General features: G+C 34.7%; 27 protein-coding genes and 1 riboswitch. Of the genes, 2 read left to right on the forward strand and 25 right to left on the reverse strand.

Annotated features, from left to right (window positions below; genetic code table 11):
• Positions 1–8: 8 nt before the first annotated feature.
• The 21 genes from BMX60_RS04180 to metK form a co-directional block, all read right to left on the reverse strand.
• Positions 9–821, reverse strand: a complete 813-nt coding sequence (locus tag BMX60_RS04180; RefSeq protein WP_091349488.1) for a flagellin N-terminal helical domain-containing protein — start codon at positions 819–821, stop codon at positions 9–11.
• 145 nt (positions 822–966) lie between these two features.
• Positions 967–1,305 carry a flagellar protein FliT gene (locus BMX60_RS04185; RefSeq protein ID WP_177159696.1) on the reverse strand — a complete coding sequence of 113 codons (339 nt, stop codon included), beginning with the start codon at positions 1,303–1,305 and terminating at the stop codon, positions 967–969.
• Positions 1,306–1,329: 24 nt separating this feature from the next.
• The gene (gene fliD / locus BMX60_RS04190; protein ID WP_091349492.1) at positions 1,330–2,841 is read right to left on the reverse strand and encodes a flagellar filament capping protein FliD; all 1,512 of its coding nucleotides are present in this window, start codon (positions 2,839–2,841) and stop codon (positions 1,330–1,332) included.
• Between the two features lie 16 nt (positions 2,842–2,857).
• On the reverse strand, positions 2,858–3,217 hold the full coding sequence (locus tag BMX60_RS04195) for a flagellar protein FlaG (protein WP_091349494.1): 360 nt from the start codon (positions 3,215–3,217) through the stop codon (positions 2,858–2,860).
• Positions 3,218–3,230: 13 nt separating this feature from the next.
• Entirely contained in the window at positions 3,231–3,461 is a 231-nt protein-coding gene (csrA, locus tag BMX60_RS04200) for a carbon storage regulator CsrA (RefSeq protein WP_091349495.1), read from the reverse strand.
• A gap of 2 nt (positions 3,462–3,463) precedes the next feature.
• Entirely contained in the window at positions 3,464–3,913 is a 450-nt protein-coding gene (gene fliW, locus BMX60_RS04205) for a flagellar assembly protein FliW (protein WP_091349497.1), read from the reverse strand.
• A gap of 16 nt (positions 3,914–3,929) precedes the next feature.
• On the reverse strand, positions 3,930–4,817 hold the full coding sequence (gene flgL, locus BMX60_RS04210) for a flagellar hook-associated protein FlgL (protein ID WP_091349499.1): 888 nt from the start codon (positions 4,815–4,817) through the stop codon (positions 3,930–3,932).
• Positions 4,818–4,828: 11 nt separating this feature from the next.
• A complete protein-coding gene (gene flgK / locus BMX60_RS04215; protein WP_091349500.1) occupies positions 4,829–6,337 on the reverse strand; it encodes a flagellar hook-associated protein FlgK in 1,509 nt (502 codons plus the stop codon).
• A 10-nt stretch (positions 6,338–6,347) separates the two neighbouring features.
• Positions 6,348–6,839: a flagellar protein FlgN gene (locus tag BMX60_RS04220; RefSeq protein WP_091349502.1), complete on the reverse strand. Its 492-nt coding sequence runs from the start codon at positions 6,837–6,839 to the stop codon at positions 6,348–6,350.
• 2 nt (positions 6,840–6,841) lie between these two features.
• Positions 6,842–7,108: a flagellar biosynthesis anti-sigma factor FlgM gene (flgM, locus tag BMX60_RS04225; protein ID WP_091349503.1), complete on the reverse strand. Its 267-nt coding sequence runs from the start codon at positions 7,106–7,108 to the stop codon at positions 6,842–6,844.
• Positions 7,109–7,215: 107 nt separating this feature from the next.
• Positions 7,216–7,632, reverse strand: a complete 417-nt coding sequence (locus BMX60_RS04230) for a TIGR03826 family flagellar region protein (protein ID WP_091349505.1) — start codon at positions 7,630–7,632, stop codon at positions 7,216–7,218.
• A 15-nt stretch (positions 7,633–7,647) separates the two neighbouring features.
• Entirely contained in the window at positions 7,648–8,325 is a 678-nt protein-coding gene (locus BMX60_RS04235) for a ComF family protein (protein WP_091349506.1), read from the reverse strand.
• 113 nt (positions 8,326–8,438) lie between these two features.
• A complete protein-coding gene (locus tag BMX60_RS04240; protein ID WP_177159697.1) occupies positions 8,439–9,329 on the reverse strand; it encodes a polysaccharide deacetylase family protein in 891 nt (296 codons plus the stop codon).
• Positions 9,330–9,414: 85 nt separating this feature from the next.
• Complete coding sequence (locus tag BMX60_RS04245) at positions 9,415–9,558, reverse strand: YvrJ family protein (protein WP_072907785.1); 144 nt, start codon at positions 9,556–9,558, stop codon at positions 9,415–9,417.
• Positions 9,559–9,761: 203 nt separating this feature from the next.
• Positions 9,762–9,974, reverse strand: coding sequence for a DUF2922 domain-containing protein (locus tag BMX60_RS04250; protein ID WP_091349510.1), 213 nt, complete (start codon positions 9,972–9,974; stop codon positions 9,762–9,764).
• Positions 9,975–10,012: 38 nt separating this feature from the next.
• Positions 10,013–10,228, reverse strand: coding sequence for a DUF1659 domain-containing protein (locus BMX60_RS04255; protein WP_091349511.1), 216 nt, complete (start codon positions 10,226–10,228; stop codon positions 10,013–10,015).
• Between the two features lie 116 nt (positions 10,229–10,344).
• Positions 10,345–12,027: a sensor domain-containing diguanylate cyclase gene (locus BMX60_RS04260; RefSeq protein WP_091349513.1), complete on the reverse strand. Its 1,683-nt coding sequence runs from the start codon at positions 12,025–12,027 to the stop codon at positions 10,345–10,347.
• 194 nt (positions 12,028–12,221) lie between these two features.
• Positions 12,222–12,683: a glycosyltransferase family 2 protein gene (locus BMX60_RS04265; protein ID WP_091349514.1), complete on the reverse strand. Its 462-nt coding sequence runs from the start codon at positions 12,681–12,683 to the stop codon at positions 12,222–12,224.
• A 58-nt stretch (positions 12,684–12,741) separates the two neighbouring features.
• Positions 12,742–13,407 carry a response regulator gene (locus BMX60_RS04270; RefSeq protein ID WP_091349516.1) on the reverse strand — a complete coding sequence of 222 codons (666 nt, stop codon included), beginning with the start codon at positions 13,405–13,407 and terminating at the stop codon, positions 12,742–12,744.
• Between the two features lie 59 nt (positions 13,408–13,466).
• Positions 13,467–14,618, reverse strand: a complete 1,152-nt coding sequence (locus tag BMX60_RS04275; RefSeq protein ID WP_091349518.1) for a sensor histidine kinase — start codon at positions 14,616–14,618, stop codon at positions 13,467–13,469.
• Positions 14,619–14,830: 212 nt separating this feature from the next.
• Positions 14,831–16,015: a methionine adenosyltransferase gene (gene metK, locus BMX60_RS04280; RefSeq protein WP_091349520.1), complete on the reverse strand. Its 1,185-nt coding sequence runs from the start codon at positions 16,013–16,015 to the stop codon at positions 14,831–14,833.
• An 81-nt stretch (positions 16,016–16,096) separates the two neighbouring features.
• Positions 16,097–16,184, reverse strand: a riboswitch (SAM riboswitch).
• 139 nt (positions 16,185–16,323) lie between these two features.
• On the opposite strand from metK, the gene BMX60_RS04285 reads away from it, so the two are divergent.
• A complete protein-coding gene (locus BMX60_RS04285) occupies positions 16,324–17,112 on the forward strand; it encodes a Cof-type HAD-IIB family hydrolase (RefSeq protein WP_177159698.1) in 789 nt (262 codons plus the stop codon).
• Positions 17,113–17,127: 15 nt separating this feature from the next.
• The gene (locus BMX60_RS04290) at positions 17,128–18,102 is read left to right on the forward strand and encodes a GTPase (protein WP_091349524.1); all 975 of its coding nucleotides are present in this window, start codon (positions 17,128–17,130) and stop codon (positions 18,100–18,102) included.
• A 39-nt stretch (positions 18,103–18,141) separates the two neighbouring features.
• On the opposite strand, the gene BMX60_RS04295 is transcribed toward BMX60_RS04290, so the two are convergent.
• The 4 genes from BMX60_RS04295 to yedF all read right to left on the reverse strand — a co-directional run bounded on the left by BMX60_RS04295 (position 18,142) and on the right by yedF (position 21,331).
• A complete protein-coding gene (locus tag BMX60_RS04295; protein WP_091349527.1) occupies positions 18,142–18,912 on the reverse strand; it encodes a hypothetical protein in 771 nt (256 codons plus the stop codon).
• A gap of 70 nt (positions 18,913–18,982) precedes the next feature.
• Complete coding sequence (locus tag BMX60_RS04300) at positions 18,983–20,164, reverse strand: M20 metallopeptidase family protein (RefSeq protein ID WP_091349529.1); 1,182 nt, start codon at positions 20,162–20,164, stop codon at positions 18,983–18,985.
• A 122-nt stretch (positions 20,165–20,286) separates the two neighbouring features.
• On the reverse strand, positions 20,287–20,619 hold the full coding sequence (locus tag BMX60_RS04305; protein ID WP_091349531.1) for a rubredoxin-like domain-containing protein: 333 nt from the start codon (positions 20,617–20,619) through the stop codon (positions 20,287–20,289).
• Positions 20,620–20,764: 145 nt separating this feature from the next.
• A complete protein-coding gene (gene yedF / locus BMX60_RS04310; protein ID WP_091349533.1) occupies positions 20,765–21,331 on the reverse strand; it encodes a sulfurtransferase-like selenium metabolism protein YedF in 567 nt (188 codons plus the stop codon).
• Positions 21,332–21,777: the final 446 nt, after the last annotated feature.

A 21,777-nucleotide genomic window follows, 5' to 3' on the forward strand; every position in this document is an offset into this window, starting at 1 on the left:
TGTTTTTATTAGCCAAGTAATTGAAGTACTGATTGTGGAGCCATGTTAGCTTGAGCAAGCATTGCTGTAGCAGCTTGTTGTAGGATGTTTTGCTTAGTAAACTCCATCATTTCTTGAGCCATATCTACATCACGAATACGGGATTCAGCAGCTTGTAAGTTTTCAGCAGCATTATCTAAGTTCTTAATAGTATGTTCTAAGCGATTTTGCCAAGCACCTAATGTCGATCTTTCTGAAGACAAACTTTCGATAGCATCATTTATTACAGTTATAGCGTCATCGGCACCAGTTTGAGTAGAAATATCAACACCATCAACACCTAAACCAGAAGCAGTCATATCTTGAATATCAATTGTTAAAGTTTGACCTGCATTTGCCCCAATGTGAATCTCCTTACCTGTAAAGGTTCCATCTAATAAATTTTGAGTGTTAAACTCAGTATTGCTACCAATTCTATCCAATTCTTCTATAAGAGCAGCTACTTCTTTTTGTAATTCAAGACGATCTTCATCGGTGTTTGTATCGTTTGCAGATTGTACTGCAAGTTCTCTCATCCTTTGAAGTATAGCATGGGATTCATTTAATGCACCTTCAGCAGTTTGAATTAAAGAAATGCCGTCTTGTGCATTTCTAGATGCTTGCCTTAAACCTCTGATTTGGCCTCTCATTTTTTCAGAGATAGCAAGACCTGCTGCGTCATCTCCAGCTCTGTTGATTCTAAAACCAGAAGATAATTTCTCCATTGATCTAGCACCAGCAGCATTGTTAATAGATAATTGTCTGTGAGCATTCATAGCCATTAAGTTGTTGTTAATACGCATTTTTACATTCCTCCTTGAATTTGTTTTTAGAAGCATCCATGCTTCATATTTTTATGGGTACTGTTAGGCCGCGGCTCCTTTTAGTACCTTATGAATATATTATCGGTGAAATTTAAAATAACTTAAGAGGTTTTAATAAAATTTTTTATTTTTTTCGATCTAAAAATAGAGAATGGTTTGGGTTTTGGTTGTATGCTTGATAAAGTTTTTTCCCTTTGTTAATTTCTCCCCTTTTTTGTTTACTTTCCTTTAATCTTTCTTCCATCTCTGTTTGTAATTGTGTATGGAGCTCTAGAGTTTTTTGAAGTATTTCTTTGATTTCTCCTTGGCTTTCTTCAGGTACAGTCTTTCCTTCCAAGTCCTTCATTAAACTATCCCGTTTGTTTAGGATCTCCTCTAACTTTTCCCAATCCTCTTGTTCTAGTGCCTGTTGTTGTTCTAAGTAGGTGTGGTAAATTTTTTGGTACTGCTCAATCAAATTCATACAATCCCCCATCTTTAATATTCATTATCGGAACATTCCCATTAACTGTTGATTTAACCACATAGATTGACTGTACATTTGATCTAATGCTTTTTCCATAGCGACAAATTGCTTCCAGTACCTTTCCTCTACCCTCTCTAACCTTTCTTCAAAGGTCTCTATTTGCCGGTCTAATCTTTGAATACTCCGGCCAATAAAGCTTTGATCTACGATATTGGAACTCCGACCCGCTTCACTGGCGATCCGGTTGATAGAACGGTCTAAGGTTCTAGTCAGCCTTTGGGATAATCCTTCTATCCCTTGATTAGGATCACCAGCAAAAAGCCTGTAAATCTTTTCTCCATCTTCTTCAATAGCTTGACGGAGCTTATTTTCATCAATTGTCAAAATACCCCTATCGGTGTAGTGGCGGGAACTAATTCCTATTTGGGACAACATATTGACATCTAATCCCGGTATTGCACCGGTTATGGTAGTTCTAAGGTCAGATAAGGCACTTTGTAGCAATCTATCATTCCTCAGGTGTCCTGTTCTAGATCGCTCTTCCCACCGCTTTATCTCCCACTCCGATAATTTTTCCCGTTGTTCATCGGTCAGTGGAGGATAATCCCGGTGTCGCTCTTCATAGAGTTTTTCATTGATGGCAGTTACCAATTCATTGTATTTATCCACAAATTCCTTTATGTTATTGAAAATCATTGAATGGTCTTGATTTACCGTTAAAGTTGTAGCTCCTGTTTCTCTAATATTAAAGTTAATTCCAGCAAAGGAAAACTGGTTGCTCTCCCTTTCTAAAGTATAGCCATTAACTTTTACTTTGGCTTTTTGCCCTTCTTGGTATTTGGATTCCGGATTTGTTAAATCTAATTTTAAGATATCTTCCAAAAAGTTTCCCTCTAAATTAAGGCTTTTGCCTGTTTCTTTTGTTGAAATAAAGATTTTATCTTCAGTGCTGTCGTAAAAGAGTTGGACACCGGCTGGAGAGTTGTTGATGGTATTTAAAGTTGCCGTTAAGTTACGGCGAGGATCTAAATAAACCCATTGTTCTCCACTTTCTTTTTTTTCATTATAAACAGTTTCATCAAAAGTAAATTTCACTTCGTTGATGGTAAAGGTATGGTTTCCTTCTTCATTAAAATTAAATCCTTCAAACAACTCTGTTAAAGATTTGCCGGCTCCGGCGTTTTTGACACCTATCTCCCCTGCACTATTGGCAGTACTTCTAGTAGCAACACTAATTACCTCTATAGTGTAGTTACCACTTAAGGCACTGGAAGTCGGTGTCGCTGTTAATACATTGGGATTAGTTGCTGTAGCGGAGCGGACGGTGTATTTGCTAGATAATCTCATGTCGAAGGCAGTATTCCTGAAGTTTAATAATTTTGTATTGATAGTCCGGTAATCTTCTTGTCGCCACTGGAGAATCTGCCGCTGTTGTTTTAGACGGTCTAAGGGCATCCTTTCAGCCTTCATTATCTGTTCTAACATCCCTTGGGTGTCCATTCCACTTCCTAATCCGCCGATTCTAAAACTCATCTTCTCACCTCCTAGATTACACCCGCTTGTCCATTAAAATTCCTACCATTTCTGTAATTTTACCTACTAGATCAAGAATTTCTTCTGGGGGTATTTCCCTGATCACTTCTTCCGTTTCCCTATTAATTACTTTGACCATAGTTCTATTGGTAGTTTCATGGATTTCAAACTGAAGCTTTTTGTCTATAAAGTTAACCGCTTCATTTAGCACATCTACTGCCCGTTCTAAGAATTCTGGAGTGAACTTTTCCTTATCTTTACCGTAACTTTTATTTAGATTTGGGTTTTGCATATCCTTTTGTCCTGTGGTCAAATTATCAGTTTTTATCTGCTCCACTGGTTTAGTTTTGGTTACTGAAAGGGTATCGATTTTCAACTTTCCTCTCCTCCTACTCCCTTTTGGTAATATAGCTGGCTAGTTTTTTAAGGTCCCCAGTAGGTTTAGCCCCCATTTTATTTAAGTTTTCCACATCTTGATAAAGTTCTTCCCGACAGATATTGACCCACTTCGGTGCTTCTATCCCCAATTTTACTAAATCACCCTTAACTTCTAAGACAGTAACTTTAATATCCTTACCGATGACTATCCCTTCATCTTTTTTCCTAGTTAAAACTAACATCTTTATCTACCACCTTCTGCCCTTTTCTCTCCTGAGAATAATGGATATTTGATAGGCCAGTTTGTTTCTGTTAGTATAACCTGTTTTCCTTCCATAGTTTCACTATTTAAAATAATCGGTGCCATGAGGTTAGTGGTAGCCTTGTGAAAGTCATCGGGGACATTAACTACTGTAAAAACTTCACCTTGCCCCTCTTCCTTTATCCCGATATCTTCCAATAACTCTCTATCTAACTGGACTTTATAATCGGTAAAAAGGTAGGGGCGGGTTAATAATAAACTTATATCTCCATCTTCTACTGACTGTAGCCAATAAAAGGCTTCATTGGTATCTGGCTCTTCTAAAAGAATGTACTTGGTTAGGTGTTCAAATCCCGGTATCCCTTGGGGAAAGGTAATGATCTTTTCTTCCTTAACTTCTAAGACTCCAAAACGGGCTGTTTTTAATTCCATTTAATCACTCCCTTCCCTATCTTAGGTAGTCTACCAATGTCGGTTGAATTATCCTAGCTGTTACATTTAAACTAGCTTGATGTAAAGCTTCAATATCCTTTAGTTTCATTACAGCTTCGTACATATCCACATCTTCTACCTCTATTTGTAACCTTATAAGATTAAATTCCGCTGCTGCCATCCGCTCAGAAGTCAACTCCAATTGATTAAGCCTAGCTCCTAAAGCTGCCCGCTCCATTAGGAGATTTTCAAAGGCCTTTTTAACATCAGTATAACCTTCTTCTATAGCATTACGATCACCGCTATTCAAACCATCCCTTAAAGACATTAGACCTTGAAAAACAGGATTAAATATGTCTTCCCCTTTCATGCCGGTATCCATTGTTTGCCCTATTCCCATTTCAAAGGGTTTAGGATCTTGATTTCCGTGGAAAATAATTTCAGTTATTAAACCACCATCCCTAACAGCCTCAAAGGGAGGCTCGGTATAAGTCCCTGCAAAAATATAGCGGTTAGCAAAGGTAGAATTAGAGTTTATTAACATATCTTCTAAAATACCATTGACTTCTTTAGCCATCATCTTCCTTTGACTTCCATCATAGGTATCGTTTAATGCCTGAACAGAAAGTTCCATAGCCCTGTGGATAGCATGACCGATTTTATCTAATAGCTCATCGGAATACTCTAAAATACTCCTGGCAGTATCGATATTTTTCCGATATTGTTTTATTTCATTAACCTCTGTCCTAACTCTTAAGCTCCTAACTACATCTCCAGGATCGTCGGAAGGTTTGTTGATCCTTTTTCCTGTAGCTAATTGTTGACTAACATGGGCGAGCCTTTGGTTATTTCTAGATAGGTTGTTTAACATATTTTGCATTAACATTCTACTGGTTATCCGCATTTAATCCCCTCCTACCTTCCAACTATTCCTAATCTGTTGACAATTAAATCTATCATTTCATCAATGGTAGTTGTTAAACGTGCGGCGGCAGCATAGCTGTGCTGATACTGTACCATTTTGGTCATTTCTTCATCTAAAGAAACTCCCCGGAAAACCTCTTGCCTTAATTCAAATTGTTGAGCTAATGCCCTTTGGTTTTCCGTCATTTGGATAGTTTCATTTGTTTCTATACCTAAATCGGCAATAACTGCTCTATAGTATTGGTCAAAGGTCACTTCTTTACCGGCATAAGATAAATTACCGCTATGTCTAAGTTCTGCCATCTTTACGGCATTAGAGCCATCACCTAAGTTAGCATCAGGATTTTCTGGGTCAAAATTCTCTCTAGCAGCTATTTTAGTTAAGTTTTTCATTATCTCCGGGTTGACTTCTAACTTTTTAATTAACTGGATTTTTTCATCTATGCCTAATCCAGCAATATCTATTTCTTCTCCATCAAAGACAAAGAAAGCTACACCATTTTCTCCACTTAAATCAAATCCTTCGTTATGCTGTTTATTTATAGCATCGACATAACCTAAGGCGTATTCTGCCAAATGACCTCGATATCTATGTACTGCATCTTTGGCATCTAAAATTCCCTTCACTTTACCGTGGAGGATGTTGCCGAATACATCAACTTCATCGCCTTCTTCATCGGTTACTTTATCGCCATTACTATTAACTAAAATAATTGCCCCATTTTCTTCTTTAAAGCGGGCTACTTCTGTACCTAATCCTACAAAATCAACTAGTGTTACTCCAGCGAAGGATAGTTTTAAGTCTCCTCTACTGTTTTCCTCCATATCTACATTGATTAGTTCTGTTAATTTATCTAACATTAAATCCCGCTGGTCTAAAAGGTCGTTAGGGTAATCCCCCATAGCTGTAACCTTTACTATCCTTCTATTGATATCGGTAATTTGATTAAGTAAAGAATTAATCTCCGCCACTGCACCCTTTAGTAATTCATCATAATCCCTATCTACCTGTTCTAGTTGGCGATCCATTGTTTTAAAGGCATCTACCATTGTTATCCCTGCCTGCCTTACCAAAGCCCTAGAGGATAGTTCTGTAGGTTCTATCGCTAATTGTTGGAGGGCAGACCAAAATTCATCTACTGCCCGGCGAACACTACCTTCCGACGGTTCATTGAATATCGCTTCAATTTGTTCCATCCCTAATTTTTTTTGGCTCCATTGGGCTAATAAGGAATTTTCTAATCTCCATTGGTTGGCGGTATATTTATCAAATTGCCGTTGGATTGCTACGACACTGACCCCTGTTCCTATTTGCCCAGCCTTCATCGGCCTGATATTGGAAGGGCTGGTATAAGGTCCTGTCGCCGAAGTTATCACTTCTTGACGGGAATATCCTTTAGTATTGGCATTAGCTATATTGTGTCCAACAGTATTTAAAGCTACTTGTTGGGTCTGCAAAGCCCTACGGGCTAATTCTAATCCTGAAAATGTCGAACGCATATTATCCCTCCTATGCTTTGATATCTAGGAAACTTCCACCTTTTCCTTTAGGTTTAGGTTCTTTGCTATATATTTTTTCATCTTCCCCTGCTATGGTGTTGAGGGAAAGCTGGACCATTTTCAAAGACTGATCTAACAGCTTTTTATTTAAGCTATTGATGTCAGAAAGTTTTTCAATAACCTTTTTTAGTTCTAAAGTTATCCCCGCCAATACCTCTTCTTCCTCTTTTTTTAATACATTTCTTAAACTATCCCAATTAAGATCTTGATGTGGTAAATTTAAAGCTTCAGCTAAACTTTTTTGAATTTCTAACCGTTCTAATTCAAAGGCACCTAGTTTTTTAATTAGCTCTTCTTCCTGCTGAATAATAGAGTCTAGTTTTTCCATTTTTGCCAGGACTAAAGCTGCTTTTTTCTCTTCACTGTATTTTAATAGCTCTTTATATCCCTTTGTTTGCTCTTTGAGATTTTCCGCCATTTTTTTAATATATATTTCCCGCATAGCTACCTCCTACTTAACATTTTTACAGCGATTTGGGCAGGATCTATTGTGTATGTTCCTTCTTCAATTTTTTTCTTAATTCCTTCAACTTTATCCATCCGTACATCCGGTGTTTCTGCCAATGCCTTCTTAGCAATGGCAATTTCTTTCGCCCGTTGGGATATTTCAAATTTATCTTCTAATTTATGCTCCCTTTTAATGTCGATATTTTTTTCTTTATTGGTCAAGTTATAACTTTTGATTATTCCCGTTAAATTGTTAATTTTCAAAGGTACCGCCTCCTAAACAATTCAATTGTTAATATATATATCGGAAATTTTTCTTAAAGCTTAAATAAAAAGAAGGGATACCCCTTCTTTTCCGTCAAAATATTCCTTTACCTATCCCTTTTAACTAACCGATCCCGCATAAAATGGAAACTGGCTTTTTTATCACTTTTAGGAAGGTTTAAGCCATCTTTTTTAGTGTTTAAACTAGAAAACTCTTTTTCTAATTTTTCCCCACATTCTTTACAAAAACGGCCACTAGGGATAGGGGAACCACAAAGTTCACAATCTAATAATAAAGCTTCTGAGACGTTAATCAACCTATTTTCCCGCAAAAATTTCAAAATAGTTTCTACTGCTACCCCTGTCTCCTCGGAAACTGTTTGAACATCAGAATTAGGGTTATCATAGATGTAATCCCTAACTATTTCATATTCCTTATCTTCTTGCTGGGCACAAGCAGGGCAGATATCCCTCCTAAGTCTTTGAAAAAGCTTTCCACATTTTGGGCAATTCCTTACATCCATCTTTTTCCCTCCTCTTTAATTTGCTAAAACTAGGGCGATAATTTCACTACAACGGGTTTTCTCCAACTCTTTACTAGCATGTAACAGGGTGTTTCCTGTAGTTGATATATCGTCAATTAATAAAATCCTTTTTCCTTGTAACTTAAGTTTAGGGTTTAAGATAAATTCCCCTTCCCAATCTTGGCTCCGCTTTACCAGATCTAAAGTGTGCTGTGGGGGACGCTTTCCCCTTTTAGTCAAGGTCTTTACTAAAGGTCTTTCCATCAACTTTGCCAATTCATTAGCTAAAAGGTAACTTTGATCAAAACCCCTAGCTTTCAAAACCTTTTTACTGGCAGGAATGTAAGTTACTATATCAAATTCTTCCGGCAAATAGTCTTTTTTAAGCCTATCTAACATGGCTTTTGTAAAACCTTTTTTTAAATACTGATGGTTATTAAATTTAAATCTATGGATCAGTTCTTTCCAATTCCCTTCATAAAGGGCTACTGCCATTATTTTTAAACTTTTATTGCAATAGGGTCCATGATAAAACCCTCCACAATTTTTACAGGTGTTATAATCTTTGTAGTAGGTTATATCTTTTTCACAATCTAGACAAATTGGAAGGGTGTTTTTTACTCTCTTTCCACAGGAAATACATTTAACTATATCAGGAAAGATGAAAGTTGAAATGGCATATAAGATTTCCATTATCTATCTTTACCCCTTCCTTTGCTAGCTTTATTAAAGGATTCGACATTTTCCCCTTGTTATCCTGCATTTAATTTAGTAAATAGGTCCTATTTTCCCTTAAATATATTGCATCAATCTCCCAACAGCTCTGCTACTGTTACGAAGGTGTACCCTTCCTCTGTCAGCCACTCTAAAATTTCAGGCAATGCCTTTAAAGTCAATTCCTTCCCTTCATGGAAAAGAATAATACTTCCTGCCTTTGTTTTTTCCTTAACCCTCCTGACTATTTCTTCAGAGCTTGTCGCCATCCAATCCCTTGTATCTACATCCCAAAGGATTATCCGATACTCTAATTTATAGGCTAATTCTAAGGTTTGCCGATTATAATCGCCGTAGGGAGGCCTAAAATAGCGATAAGTCATATAATCACCTAATATCCTTTCAGTTTTAGTTATTTCCTGTTCCCCCCTATCCCTACTTAATTTAGTAAAATAAGGGTGAGAATAGGAGTGATTAGCTATTTGGTGCCCCCTATCATAAATTTTCTTGACTAAATCCTCCCTTCCCTGTGCCCTTTGACCAATAAGGAAAAAAGTAGCTTTAACATCATATTGATCTAAAATCTCTAAAAGGGGAGATAATGTTGTAGCATTGGGACCATCATCAAAGGTTATTGCCACCCTTTTTTCCCTATTACTACCGGCATATATCACAGGTACTATAGGAGTTGGTGGTTTAGGAGGTCGTGGCGGAAGAGGTGGTGGCGGAAGGGGTGGTGGAGGTGGTTGTGGTATATAGATGGGAGGGGGGGCTATAGAAACACCTTCAATAGTATCTAAAGTTATAACTCCAACTACCCAATCTTCCCCTATCTTATATAGTATCTCTTGAACTGTTTCTCCTGGGGGTTCTATTGGAATTGGAGGGAGTGGCTTTTCTTCCATCGATCCTAACAAAATACCTATCATTAAAATATTCAAGAGGATAAATACCCGGTTAATGACAGAATAATCTTTGTCCAAAAAAATTCCCCCTTTACCTTTCATACTATTCAACATATGAAAAGTTAAGGGGTTTAGAACCTAAAAATCGACAATTTATCTAATTTTATTTAATCGATGCTATAGTTTCTGCTAAACGGTAAATACTGTTGGTTAGCTGTTCTAATCGGCTTTCTACCCGGACCAGTAAATATACCGTCACTGCAATAGGAAAGCCGAAATTAGCCACAGCATTTAGTATATTTTCCACAATCCCACCTCCTTTCACTTCATAAATAGACTTATCTATTTTTCGAAAAGGAAGAAGGGGAGAAACCTTCTTCCAAACTGAAGACAAACTATAGACAATACTACCATCAGCTGTGGTAATTAAACAAAGATACGATTAAGTTGAGGAGATAGATTTAAGAGCTGATTAGATAAAAGGAAGAAGGGGGAAAATCCCTTCTTCCTTTAAAAAATTTCTGTAACTTCTCTAGCCACTAAGCGGGCTGTTACCTTTTCCACTAAACTTCCGCCCGTTGAAGTAAAGACATCTTTAGCTATAATAGTATCCATAACACTCTGGACTTCACCACTATCTATTGGCTCTATTGGATCATTAAGGGATAAAGTTACTGTCCTTCCTTCTTGATTTCTAAAAACTAATTGTAAAGTTTTGCTCATCTAACTCCCCTCCTTTTCTAAATAATAGATTTAACAAACTAAACCAACTTACTTTGATCTATCCTCATCACATCTAAAAGAGGATAAATCTGTAATGAAGCTAAAGCTTCTGCCACTTCTTTTAGGGCTTCATTACTGGCATCTGTTTTAACTCTGTTAAAGGTACGGTTAATTTTAATACTGTTGCCTTCATCATCTACATCCCTTTCTAAAACCAGTATCAACCTAGAGTTTTCAATAATAGCCTGTGCCATACCTATCACCTCCTTTTCACACTACATAATGCATAGGGATAAGAAAATTACCACAGGAAAAATAAAAAAAACAAGATTTTATCCCCCGTTTAGGATAAATCTTGTTTTTTTATGTATTAATTAAGCAAATCCCTTTTATTATAAACTGAGACTTTATTTTTCCCAGTTTCTTTAGAGCCAACATACATAGTTCGGTCAGCTTTTCTCATTAAATCTAAATGGTCATCGGCATCGGTAGGATATTCTGCTATCCCAGCACTAAAACTTAAGAATTCCTCAATCCCTTCTTCGATAATTAGAGGGGTATTAGCTACTTCTTTTAAAATCCTTTTAGCCACCTTTTCAGCGGTAACTTTATCGGTATCGGGGAAAAGTATGACAAACTCATCTCCACCATACCTAAAGAGTACATCATATTTTCTTATATATTTTCTAAAAATAGATGCTAAGTCAATGAGAACTCTATTGCCCACTGTATGCCCATATGTATCGTTAATCCTTTTAAAATCATCTAAATCAATTACCATTAAACTGACCTTTGACCCTTCTAAAGCTGCCTTTTCTACTTCTTGCTGGATCCGCTGTTGAAAATAGCGGTAATTATATACTTTCGTTAAATCATCGATAATAGCTTTAGTTTCCATATCTTTAAAGGTTTTAGCATTAGCAAGGGCAACTGCCGCCTGGTTAGCCAATATTTCTAAAAGGAGTACTTCTGTTTTATTAAATGCCTTTTTCTTGTATTTAATTCCCGTTATAACTCCAATTAAATTTTCTCCTCTAATCATTGGAACAGCTAACAATGAATAAGACTGATCTAATGCATTGTTAAATATCCGGGAATCTTTGGCTGTATCCTCCACCAATACCGTTTGCTTACTTTGGGCACAATAACCAGTGGCTCCTTGACCTAGTTTTAAATTAGTTTTCTCCAAATAGTCCTTCATATCTCCTTTGCAATATACTGCTTTAAGTTCTTCATCTCCCTCTAACAAAAAAATATAAAGGGAGTTTAGTTCTAGCACTTGACTACAATGTTCTCCTACCTTTGATAAAGTTTTTTCAATATCTAAACTGGCATTAATTTCTGTAGTTATAGTATAAATACCATGAAGCTGTTCATTTAATCGGGCAACTTTTTTATATAACCGGAAAACATATGAAGAAGTAACTAAAGGAACAAAAATAATTACTATTGAAATGGGATCATAATTATACAGTCCCGCCATTATAATCCCTAAAGGTACTGTAATAAAATATGTTAATAAATCCCATTGAATATCGTGGAGTAAAATTTTAACAGTATAATTTCTATCTAACAAATGATAAAAGGTAGCTAAAATTACGTGGTTAATTACTATAATAGTAAATACCATTAGAAATAAAGGAATAATAGAATAATTATCAAATGCTTCCCAAGTTCCTCCAGAAATACTGAAAACATAGCCTCCAACTATAGTAGATGTAGAAACAATTCCCACATTAAATAAGGCATCAATTACTTTTCGTTTATCAAAAATAAGTTGAGTTAAGAGTATACCTAATGAAACAATCAAAACTGGTAAAAAAAGGTCTTGGAAAACATAAAAGGCACAGAGAATAAAGGCAAAAGCTAAAGACAAATGACCTTTAGCAAGGGGTATTGTCATTCTCTCTAATAAAGAAGACAATACTAAAAATAAAAGGATGAGACCAAAATTATCACTAGTAAATAGTTCTCTACTAGATATACCCCCTAAAGACAGTAAAATAATCCCTAAACCTGCCACCGCTCCTTTAAAAACTTTTTGTTTTCCCATAAAGCCCCCTCCAAAGTAAAGAAAAAACTAAAATATATTAAATTTTAGCATAAATTTTGCAAAATTACCATATCTTTTTTTCAAAAAAAAAAGACCCTGCTGAGGGGGGGGCAGGGCCGAGGGGTAGTGTATCACTTCAAGTAATATATTAGCAAAATTTGTCGAAAAAACAAGTATTTTGGGTACTATTTTTATTAAATTTTATTTAGTACTTTAGGACTAGCCGTTATATCTGAAAAATAAAACTTTATTGTTTTCTCTAATTCTGATAAAGTCAATTTATTTGTATCTAAGAGAATAATAACATCTCCATTACAGCTTTTTAGGAAATATTCTATAACGGAATTCCTTGAACTATCTAAAACTTTTAGAAAATAAAATTGTCTTGCTAATTTCCTTCCGATGTTTAAGGTTTGATCGGTAGAACCAAGATCGAAAATCACCACATCTACAGGACAAAGTAAATTTTCATCAAAATAACAAAGTGAAGCAATATATCTAATTATTTTCTCTAAATTTTCTTCCCAATTATAAACAAAAAGAACCATTGAGGTTTTAGGTCTAGTAATCTTTTTCCCCTTTATTAAACCAAAACTCCATTTTAATAAACTGAATAATCCAATTATAACCAACATCCATAGAATACTTTCTTTCATAAACAAATCACCCCTGCTTTACTATATGCAAGGGGTGGGCAAGTGTACCAAAAATTTATTATAAATGTACAAAACCTTCTTTTATTCCCTTTACCACTGCTTGCGTTCTATCGTAAACTCCAAGCTTTTTAAATACTCTACTGACATGATTTTTAACTGTTTTTTCACTGATGTTTAATTGATCACCAATTTCCTTGTTACTCCTTCCCTCTGCCATTAGTTGATAAACAACTAATTCCCTGTCAGTTAAATCATAAACATTTTCCACTATTACTTTACCATTACTTGAAGATTTTTTCCCTTTTTGTAGTTCTTTAAATAATTTTATAGTTAAAGATGGATGAATAAATGCATCTCCTGTGTAAACATTACGGATCCCTTCAACAATCTTTTCACCTTCTAAATCCTTTAACATATAGCCTTCAGCCCCAAATTTAATAGCCTCTAATATGTACTCATCCCCATCGTGGATTGTTAACATAATTACTTTTGTGCTAGGATAATTAGTTTTAATCCACTTTGTCGCTTCTATACCATTCATTTTAGGCATATTTATATCCATTAAAACAATATCCGGTCGGTATTTTTCCACCAATTTACAACCTTCTTCTCCATTTTCACCTTGACCTACTACTTCAAAATCCCTTTCAAAATCTAAGATTTTAATAATCCCTTGCCGTAAAAGTTTATGATCTTCCACCACTACAATTCTAATCTTCTCCATCTATATCCCCTCCACCTTTTTTACACATATGTAACCATGTGCTAAAATTTTTGTTAGTATTATTGTGAGTCTTTGTTATAAGGGATTTCCACAATAATCATTGTCCCTTGTCCTAAACCAGTCTTTATTTGGAATTTGCCTTTCAATAAACCAACCCTTTCTTTTATACCAATAATTCCATAACATTCAAGGGTAGGGTCAGCTAGATTTTCCTTTAATTCAAAACCAACTCCATTGTCTTTTATAATAATTTTAATATTGTTATTATCTACTTCCATTTTAACCATAGCTAAGGAAGCTTTACTATGTTTATATATATTTTGTAAAGCTTCTTGGATTATACGAAAAATAGTTACTTCTATCTCACTATCAAATCTCTGCTCTTTCCCAAATAACACAAATTCAACACGGATATTGTTTTTTTCACTAAAATCTTCACAATACCTTTTTAATGTAGTTATTAGCCCCAAATCATCTAATACCATAGGTCGCAATTGGTGAATTATCCGGCGAATTTCACCTAAGGTATCTCTAACTTTATTCTTTATATCGGTTAATTCTTCTTTAGCTTTTTGAGGATCAATACCTAACATCTTCTCAGCTATTTCGGTGCTTAAAATGATATCCGCTAAACTTTGTGCCGGCCCATCATGGATTTCTCTAGCCAACCTTTTCCTTTCTATCTCTTGAGCTTGAATAATTTTATATCCAATATCTTTTTGTTGCTTATATTCAGCGGCCTGTTGTGACATATTCTTAATATTTACCAACAAATAATCAAGGGCTACAGAAACGTGATTAATTAAATGTTCCGCCTTTTCCACCATTTTTTCTAAACTCCTAAGACGAATTTGTAGTTCATTCCTTTTTTCCAAAAGGTCTTTTTCCTTTTGTCGATATAAAATTAAGTCTAATTTTAATTGATGGGCATATTCATAGGCTTCTTGGATAGCTTTTTGATCATATATATTAAAATTTTTGCTAACCTCCATCAATCTAATCCTTGCTTTTTTTTCCTTTACTTCAGTTTCATCAACCAATTTTACTATTTTTTTTGCCTCTATTTCCATTTCCGAAAGGTTAGTTTTAACTTTATTCAATTCCATCCTTGCAGATTCAGAAATATCAAATATTGCTTCTTTACCTTGGGTAATACTTTCTATAATCTTGTCAGTTACATTATCTAGTAACTTTATATCTAAATTATCCAATTAAAACACCTCATTAAAAGGAAGTCTAAAGTTTATAATTCTACATTTTTCTACAATTTCCTGCATAAAACTTCTGAATAATTAGTTGTAAGGACTTATTTACTAATTAATGGTATCAAAAAAGCACATCTTATTGAATCAATATCCTAAATATAGATCATTATCTACCTAATTAGGAAAAGATCAAAAAAGATGTGCTTTAATTTCAAGTATTATTTAACTTTTTGAGCTAAAATTTCCGCCTTATCTGTTTGTTCCCATGGTACCTGGATGTCAGTTCTTCCAAAGTGACCATAAGCTGCAACTTGTTTATATATAGGTCTTCTCAAACCTAAATCCCTAATTATGGCACCAGGTCTTAAGTCAAAGGTTTCTTTAACAGCCTTCTCAATTTTCTCTACAGGCACTTTTTCTGTACCAAAGGTTTCCACCATTATTGAAACAGGTTTTGCTACACCAATGGCATATGCCAATTGTACTTCACACTTATCAGCTAAACCGGCTGCTACTACGTTTTTAGCTACATAACGGGCAGCGTAAGCAGCTGAGCGGTCTACTTTTGTTGGGTCTTTTCCAGAGAAAGCTCCTCCACCGTGTCTAGCATAACCACCATAGGTATCAACAATAATTTTTCTACCGGTTAACCCTGCATCCCCTTGTGGACCACCGATAACAAATCTACCGGTAGGGTTAATTAAAAATTTAGTATTTTCATCTAAAAACTCTGTAGGAATTACAGGTTTAACAACATGTTCAATGATATCTTTTTTTAGAGTTTCTAAAGAAACTTCAGGACTATGTTGAGTAGAGACAACTACAGTAGTAACTTTAGTTGGTTTACCATCAACATATTCCACTGTTACTTGAGTTTTTCCATCAGGACGTAAATAAGGTAATATATCAGATTTTCTCACTTCAGAAAGTCTTCTTGACATTTTATGGGCTAAAGAGATAGGCAATGGCATAAGCTCTGGAGTTTCATTACATGCAAACCCGAACATCATCCCTTGGTCTCCAGCCCCTATAGCATCGATATCTTCCATTTCACCTTCTTTTGCTTCTAAAGCTTTATCTACACCCATAGCTATATCTGGAGATTGCTCATCAATGGCAGTCAATACTGCACAAGTTTCAGAGTCAAAACCAAATTTTGCCCTTGTATAACCTATTTCCTTCACCGTTTCCCTTACAATTTTCGGAATATCCACATAGCACTCTGTGGTTATTTCTCCCGAAACCAATACTAATCCTGTTGAAACCATAGTTTCAGCTGCAACCCTCGCATTGGGGTCTTTTTCTAAAATGGCATCTAAGATAGCATCAGATATTTGGTCAGCAATTTTATCAGGATGCCCCTCAGTTACCGATTCAGAAGTAAATAAAAATCTGCGGCTCATATTGTTAACCTCCTTATATGTATAGAGTGGATTTTGTGCAATAAAAAACCCCTTCAATTTTAAATGAAGAGGGCTCAGCCTCTCTCATCTGCGGGAATTAGCACCGTGCTAAATTTTAGCCGGTTGCCGGGGTTCTTCGGGCCCGTCCCTCCACCTCTCTTGATAAGAGTTTTCTATTGTCATAACTAGTTTAATTAAAGATAACCCATTAGTCAAGCCCTTTTAAATATTTATTTTTTATAAATAAATTCACAAAAAATTAACATAATGATATAATAAATTTAAAATCTAAACATTAGGTGATGAAAATGTATAAAATGGCTGTATTTGATATTGATGGAACATTATTAAATTCCCAATCCCAAATCTCCAAGGAAAATTTAGAAGCTGTAAAAAAAGCTAAGGAATTAGGAATAAAAATAATATTGGCAACAGGAAAACACCATCTATCTGCCCAACCCCTTTATCAACTATTGGACTTAACAGATCCCCAAGTAAGTTGTAATGGTGCAATTATATATTGCCCTGAAAGTAAAAAAATTATTAAAACAAATCCTATCGATAAGGAAACATATTTAAGTACCTTAGAAAAATTAAAAGAATTTCCTTTTCCTTCCGTTGTTTATACTGCAAAAGGTTTTTATAGTACTTATTCACCAGAAGATCTAACGAAGATAATCCGAGTAGGTGAAAATAAAATAGAATATATTACCGATTATAGTAATTTAGAAGATGTAGCTAAAATACTCTTGGTATTGCCATATCACCTGAAAAGGGAAGAAAAATTAATTAGAGATATGGCTAATGAAAATATTTCCGTAGTTAGAACTTCAGAACATTTTTTAGAATTTGTCGCCCCTGCTAGTAATAAAGCTTTGGCAGTAAAATACATAGCTGATATGTATAATATATCAGAAAAAGAAATTATCGCCTTTGGAGATAGTGAAAATGATGTGGAAATGTTGAAAATGGCCGGGTTAGGGGTATGTATGGGAAATGGCAGTAAAATAGCCAAAGAAAATGCAGATGTAATAGTCAGTGATAATGATAAAAATGGTGTTAAAGAAGGCCTTTATAGGTTTGTAATCAATCGGTAGTTGGAGGTGGAATTAATGCCGGCAAATTTAACTCCCCAGTACTACGAAGCAGAAGAAGCCTATAAAAAAGCAACTACTATAGAAGAAAAAATTAGGGCATTACAAGAAATGTTAGCAGTTATTCCGAAACACAAGGGTACTGATAAGCTGCAAGGAGATATTAAGAAAAAAATCTCTAAACTTAAAAAGGAAGCAGAAAATAATTCAAAGGGGAAAAAGTCTGGCTTTGATCCCTTTAATATCGAAAAACAAGGGGCAGGGCAAGTTTTCGTATTAGGTTATCCCAATTGTGGTAAATCCGCCTTTGTCGGTGCATTAACCAATGCAAAAACCAATGTACAAGACTTTCCCTTCGCTACTCAACAACCTGTGGTAGGAATGATCCCCTTTGAAGAAGTCTATATTCAACTTATAGATACTCCACCTATAACGGAAGAGGGAATTCCAGGTAATTTTAGCAACGCCTTAAGACACTGTGATCTTATATTAGCTTTGGTAGATTTAAGTAGTGATAACTGTGTAGAGCAGCTACAAGGTATAATTGACAATTTAAAAAAGCGGAATTTATTAGTAGAAAACAAGTCACCTAAAACTTTTACTTTAGATGATATTATCTTTTTAGGGACAAAGTCTGACCACCCCACTTCTGCCGATAATCTTCAAATTATTTACGAGTTGATTTCCAATTGCCCTAAAATATTACCTATATCTATTTACTCAGAAGAACTAAAATCTTTACCAAAAGTCATATATGAAAAATTAAATGTTGTTAGAATATATACCAAAGCCCCAGGAAAAAAACCAGATTTTGAACGACCTTATATACTCAAAAAAGGGTCGACAGTAATGGATTTAGCCCTAGAAATCCACAAAGATATAGCCGCAAATTTAAAATCTGCTAGGGTTTGGGGTTCTGCAAAATTTCCTGGACAAAGTGTTGAACACACATACCTTTTAGCTGATAAAGATATTGTTGAATTATTAACATAATAAAGCATTAAAGCCGTCTAGGTTGCTAGACGGCTTAATTTATCTAACTGAAAACTCAATTATACTCCTTAACCTTAGTCCACTTTCATCTTCAATTCCATGTAATTCTATTTTATAATTTCCAGCTGCCCTTAAAGGAGGTATTTCTAAATTATAACTTTCACCTGATTCTAAGATAAAATCAACTCCATCACTATGCAAAGGGTCAGGCAATTGCATCCAATGGCCATTTTCATTTTTAATATATAATTTTAAACCTAATGTTTTATTAGTAAAAATCAAATTGTTCCAACGATCATTAGTTACTAAAATTTCAATTTTATCATTTGATCTAGGATGTTTTGTTAATAACTCAGTTTTAAAAGTTGGGTAGGGATAAATATAGAAAGTAGATTCTCCTTTAATCAAATTAACGTAATCTTCTCTATACCAGCCTTCAAAAACCACTTTATATTCCCCTTCTGTCAACAAATCATGATTTATCTTTATTTCAGTTTCTTCTTCTGGCAACAACATATGAATAGCAGGAATAAAATCTAGGGGAAGAATAATTTGCTGCCACATCCCGTTTCCTTCCCGCTTAAAGATATTTATACCATAATAGTTGTCAGGAAAAAGCAAATTTTGATTAGATTGATTTGTTAATTTAAAAACAATAGTTTCTTCTTTACCATAACGCCTTAATAAACTTTCTACTTTTAATTTAGGTTCCTCTACATTGGGGACATTAGAGGATAATTGAATTTTAGCAATAGTAAATACCGATATTGTAACTATGATTAATGTTGTAATCACTATTTTTTTATTCATTATAATCCTCCTTCCCCATTTTAGTTATACATTATATTAGACTTTATTTCTTACAAAAAGTTTCATTTTTCTACAAATTTGTTTCTAAAATTAGCTTACAAAAAGCTGCCGTTCCTTCCCACAATACTCCTTCATCAATATTGAATTTGGGATGGTGGTGGGGATAAACTATCCCTTTTTCTTCATTACCAGCCCCTAAGAAGAAAAAACAACCCGGTGCTTTGTTTAAAAAATAAGCCATATCCTCTCCACCCATAGTAGGTTTTTTCAAATTTATTATATCTTCTCTAGAAAATATTTCTATTAATTTTTTATTAACAAATTCTGTGACTTCTTTGTTATTTACCAGTGGTGGATAACCTGAAATAATTTCCACTTTAGCATAGCCACCATAACTTTTAGCTATTCCTTCCACTAACAATTCCAAACGGCTGAAGATTTCCTTTCCTGCTGCTTCTTCTAGGTATCTAATTGTCCCTGTCAAAAGAACCTCTTCTGGAATTATGTTAAAGGCAGTTCCTCCTTGAATTTTACCAAAGGAAATTACTGCAGTATCAGTAGGTGCTAAATTTCTACTTACTATGGACTGTACAGAAGTTATAATATTGCCGGCAATTAAGATAGGGTCAACAGCTTTTTGGGGCATTGCTCCATGTCCACCTCTACCCTTTATAGTAATTTTAAATTCTACTGTAGCAGCCATAATTGGATTATAGCTTAGCCCTATTTGCCCACCCTTTAATTCAGGAAAAATCAGTCCTATATGACAGCCATATATCCTTTGAAAAGGGTAATCCCTATATAAGCCATCGTCTAACATCCTTTTTGCTCCACCATAACCCTCTTCCCCAGGCTGAAAGATCAATAATAAATTATTTTTTAATTTATCTTTGTTATTGTATAAATATTTAGCTGCTCCTAATACCATGGCAATATGGGCATCATGGCCACAAGCATGGTTTTTCCCAGGATAAATAGATTTATATGGCAAGTCATTTTCTTCTTCCATCGGTAAACCATCGATATCAGCCCTCAAAGCTACTATAGGGTAATCAGAATCTACTTCCAAATATGCAATTACACCGGTTTTAGCATAACGCCTTAATTCTGAATAACCAATTTCCTTTAATATTTCCTCTATTTTAACAGCTGTTTCTTCTACATCAAATCCTACCCCAGGGTGTTGGTGAAACCACCTTCTCCAAGAAATTATTTCTTTTTCCAAAGCCTTAATTTCCTTTATTAAATCCATATAACCCCTCCATCAATGTTTATCAATAATTTAAATTTTACCATTAATTTATTATAAGAAAAATAAATCTTTAGTATCAAACTTCATCTTTAAATACAAAAAAGTGGCCTAGTGCCACTTTTTTAACCCCATTTACCTTTGTTAATATGGTTTTCTATTTCAGCTAATGCCGTTTGTTTGATAAATTCTGCCATTTCTAAGGTCTCAGTAAAGAGTTTTTTACAACCAGGATCTAAATTATCATCGATTCCTGCTTGGGCTAAATCTTGTAAGTCTTCCATAGTATTAACAAGTTCCCTTAATAATGAGTTAGTAAATCTTGATCTTTCTACCTTTTCTCTACTTTCTTCTACTAATTGGACAAATTTCTCTTGAGGAGCTCCGCATTTAGGACATTTTTCTGGTGCACCTTCACCATTATGAATATAGTTACATACTCCACATTTCCACATCATTAACCTCTCCTTTTCATTTTTATCTTCCTTTAGCAAGAAAGTTACTACTAATTATCAGCAACTAATAATTATTACTGATATTTGTATTATATAAAAAATCTGACAGATTTGCAAGGGATTTATAAAATATTTTTTAGAGAGAATTTTATATAGTTATTGTTTTATCATCGGTTAGGTTTTCCACTATATCATACATATTAGTAATCGTCCCTACTGCCAGCTGCTCTTTGACATTATAAAAGTCTAAACAAGTACCACAACTTAAAATTTCTGTTCCTTTACCTTCCATTATTTTTAAATCCTCAACTGTTTGAGAGCCTTTTAAGGCTAAAAAGACGCCGCTGTTTACCAACATAATTCTCTTAGGAGCTACTTCCCTTTGAGCTAATGTATAAATAAAAGCTTTCATCAGTCCTTCCCCTAACTTATCATCACCATATCCTAAATACCTAGTCTTAATTAAATAAGTACCTTGTAAATCTCCCCCCTTTATTTGCAATTCTTCTCCCCCTTTGCTAATAATAATTTCAAATTTACCGCCACTTTCTATAACTTCCGTTTGTAAACCTAATTTACTACATAATTTTAAAACATTTTCCTTAGCCACATCATTATCTACTATTGATTTAACAGGTAGCCCTTGCTCTATGGCTTTTTTAGTGTTAATTACCGGTTGTGGACAGGTTAATTTTGAATTGTCTACTATCTGCATAAAAAAACCTCCTAACTCAAAATTAGTAATTAACAATATTTTACCATAACATGCGTTTTAATCTTCATTCTGAAGTATAACATTATCTTATAAGATAACAGTTTGTAGACAAAGTCATTTTTTAAATGCTGTGGTAATTAAACATTCTAACAAAGTTTTGCGTCGAGATTTAAGGCTTCTATCTAAAAGGAAGAAGGGTACCGCTCTAATTCGCCATCCATGGCTCAATAGAGCTTTCGGAACGTCCTGTTCCTCACCCCTTCTTCCTTTTATCTAATCAGCTCTTAAATCTATCTCCTCGACTTAATCGTATCTTTGTTTAATTACCACAGCTGATGATGACTTTGTCTATAGTTTGTCTTCAGTTTGAAGGAAGAAGGGATAGCCCTTCTTCCTTTACTATTAATTTTTACCTATATAACCGTATTTCTTTCCAAAGACAAAGG

The organism is Anaerobranca gottschalkii DSM 13577 (genome assembly GCF_900111575.1).
Taxonomy (GTDB): Bacteria; Bacillota; Proteinivoracia; order Proteinivoracales; family Proteinivoracaceae; genus Anaerobranca; species Anaerobranca gottschalkii.

Coding starts and splice junctions, on each gene's coding strand:
- metK (WP_091349520.1), bottom strand. CDS start 16,015: ATGAGCCGCAGATTTTTATTTACTTCTGAATCGGTAACTGAGGGGCAT.
- BMX60_RS04230 (WP_091349505.1), bottom strand. CDS start 7,632: ATGGATGTAAGGAATTGCCCAAAATGTGGAAAGCTTTTTCAAAGACTT.
- BMX60_RS04290 (WP_091349524.1), top strand. CDS start 17,128: ATGCCGGCAAATTTAACTCCCCAGTACTACGAAGCAGAAGAAGCCTAT.
- csrA (WP_091349495.1), bottom strand. CDS start 3,461: ATGTTAGTTTTAACTAGGAAAAAAGATGAAGGGATAGTCATCGGTAAG.
- fliD (WP_091349492.1), bottom strand. CDS start 2,841: ATGAGTTTTAGAATCGGCGGATTAGGAAGTGGAATGGACACCCAAGGG.
- flgK (WP_091349500.1), bottom strand. CDS start 6,337: ATGCGTTCGACATTTTCAGGATTAGAATTAGCCCGTAGGGCTTTGCAG.
- flgL (WP_091349499.1), bottom strand. CDS start 4,817: ATGCGGATAACCAGTAGAATGTTAATGCAAAATATGTTAAACAACCTA.
- BMX60_RS04285 (WP_177159698.1), top strand. CDS start 16,324: ATGTATAAAATGGCTGTATTTGATATTGATGGAACATTATTAAATTCC.
- BMX60_RS04255 (WP_091349511.1), bottom strand. CDS start 10,228: ATGGCACAGGCTATTATTGAAAACTCTAGGTTGATACTGGTTTTAGAA.
- BMX60_RS04265 (WP_091349514.1), bottom strand. CDS start 12,683: ATGAAAGAAAGTATTCTATGGATGTTGGTTATAATTGGATTATTCAGT.
- BMX60_RS04295 (WP_091349527.1), bottom strand. CDS start 18,912: ATGAATAAAAAAATAGTGATTACAACATTAATCATAGTTACAATATCG.
- BMX60_RS04260 (WP_091349513.1), bottom strand. CDS start 12,027: ATGGGAAAACAAAAAGTTTTTAAAGGAGCGGTGGCAGGTTTAGGGATT.
- BMX60_RS04220 (WP_091349502.1), bottom strand. CDS start 6,839: ATGCGGGAAATATATATTAAAAAAATGGCGGAAAATCTCAAAGAGCAA.
- BMX60_RS04300 (WP_091349529.1), bottom strand. CDS start 20,164: ATGGATTTAATAAAGGAAATTAAGGCTTTGGAAAAAGAAATAATTTCT.
- fliW (WP_091349497.1), bottom strand. CDS start 3,913: ATGGAATTAAAAACAGCCCGTTTTGGAGTCTTAGAAGTTAAGGAAGAA.
- BMX60_RS04185 (WP_177159696.1), bottom strand. CDS start 1,305: ATGAATTTGATTGAGCAGTACCAAAAAATTTACCACACCTACTTAGAA.
- yedF (WP_091349533.1), bottom strand. CDS start 21,331: ATGCAGATAGTAGACAATTCAAAATTAACCTGTCCACAACCGGTAATT.
- BMX60_RS04250 (WP_091349510.1), bottom strand. CDS start 9,974: ATGAGCAAAACTTTACAATTAGTTTTTAGAAATCAAGAAGGAAGGACA.
- BMX60_RS04270 (WP_091349516.1), bottom strand. CDS start 13,407: ATGGAGAAGATTAGAATTGTAGTGGTGGAAGATCATAAACTTTTACGG.
- BMX60_RS04235 (WP_091349506.1), bottom strand. CDS start 8,325: ATGGAAATCTTATATGCCATTTCAACTTTCATCTTTCCTGATATAGTT.
- BMX60_RS04180 (WP_091349488.1), bottom strand. CDS start 821: ATGCGTATTAACAACAACTTAATGGCTATGAATGCTCACAGACAATTA.
- BMX60_RS04305 (WP_091349531.1), bottom strand. CDS start 20,619: ATGATGTGGAAATGTGGAGTATGTAACTATATTCATAATGGTGAAGGT.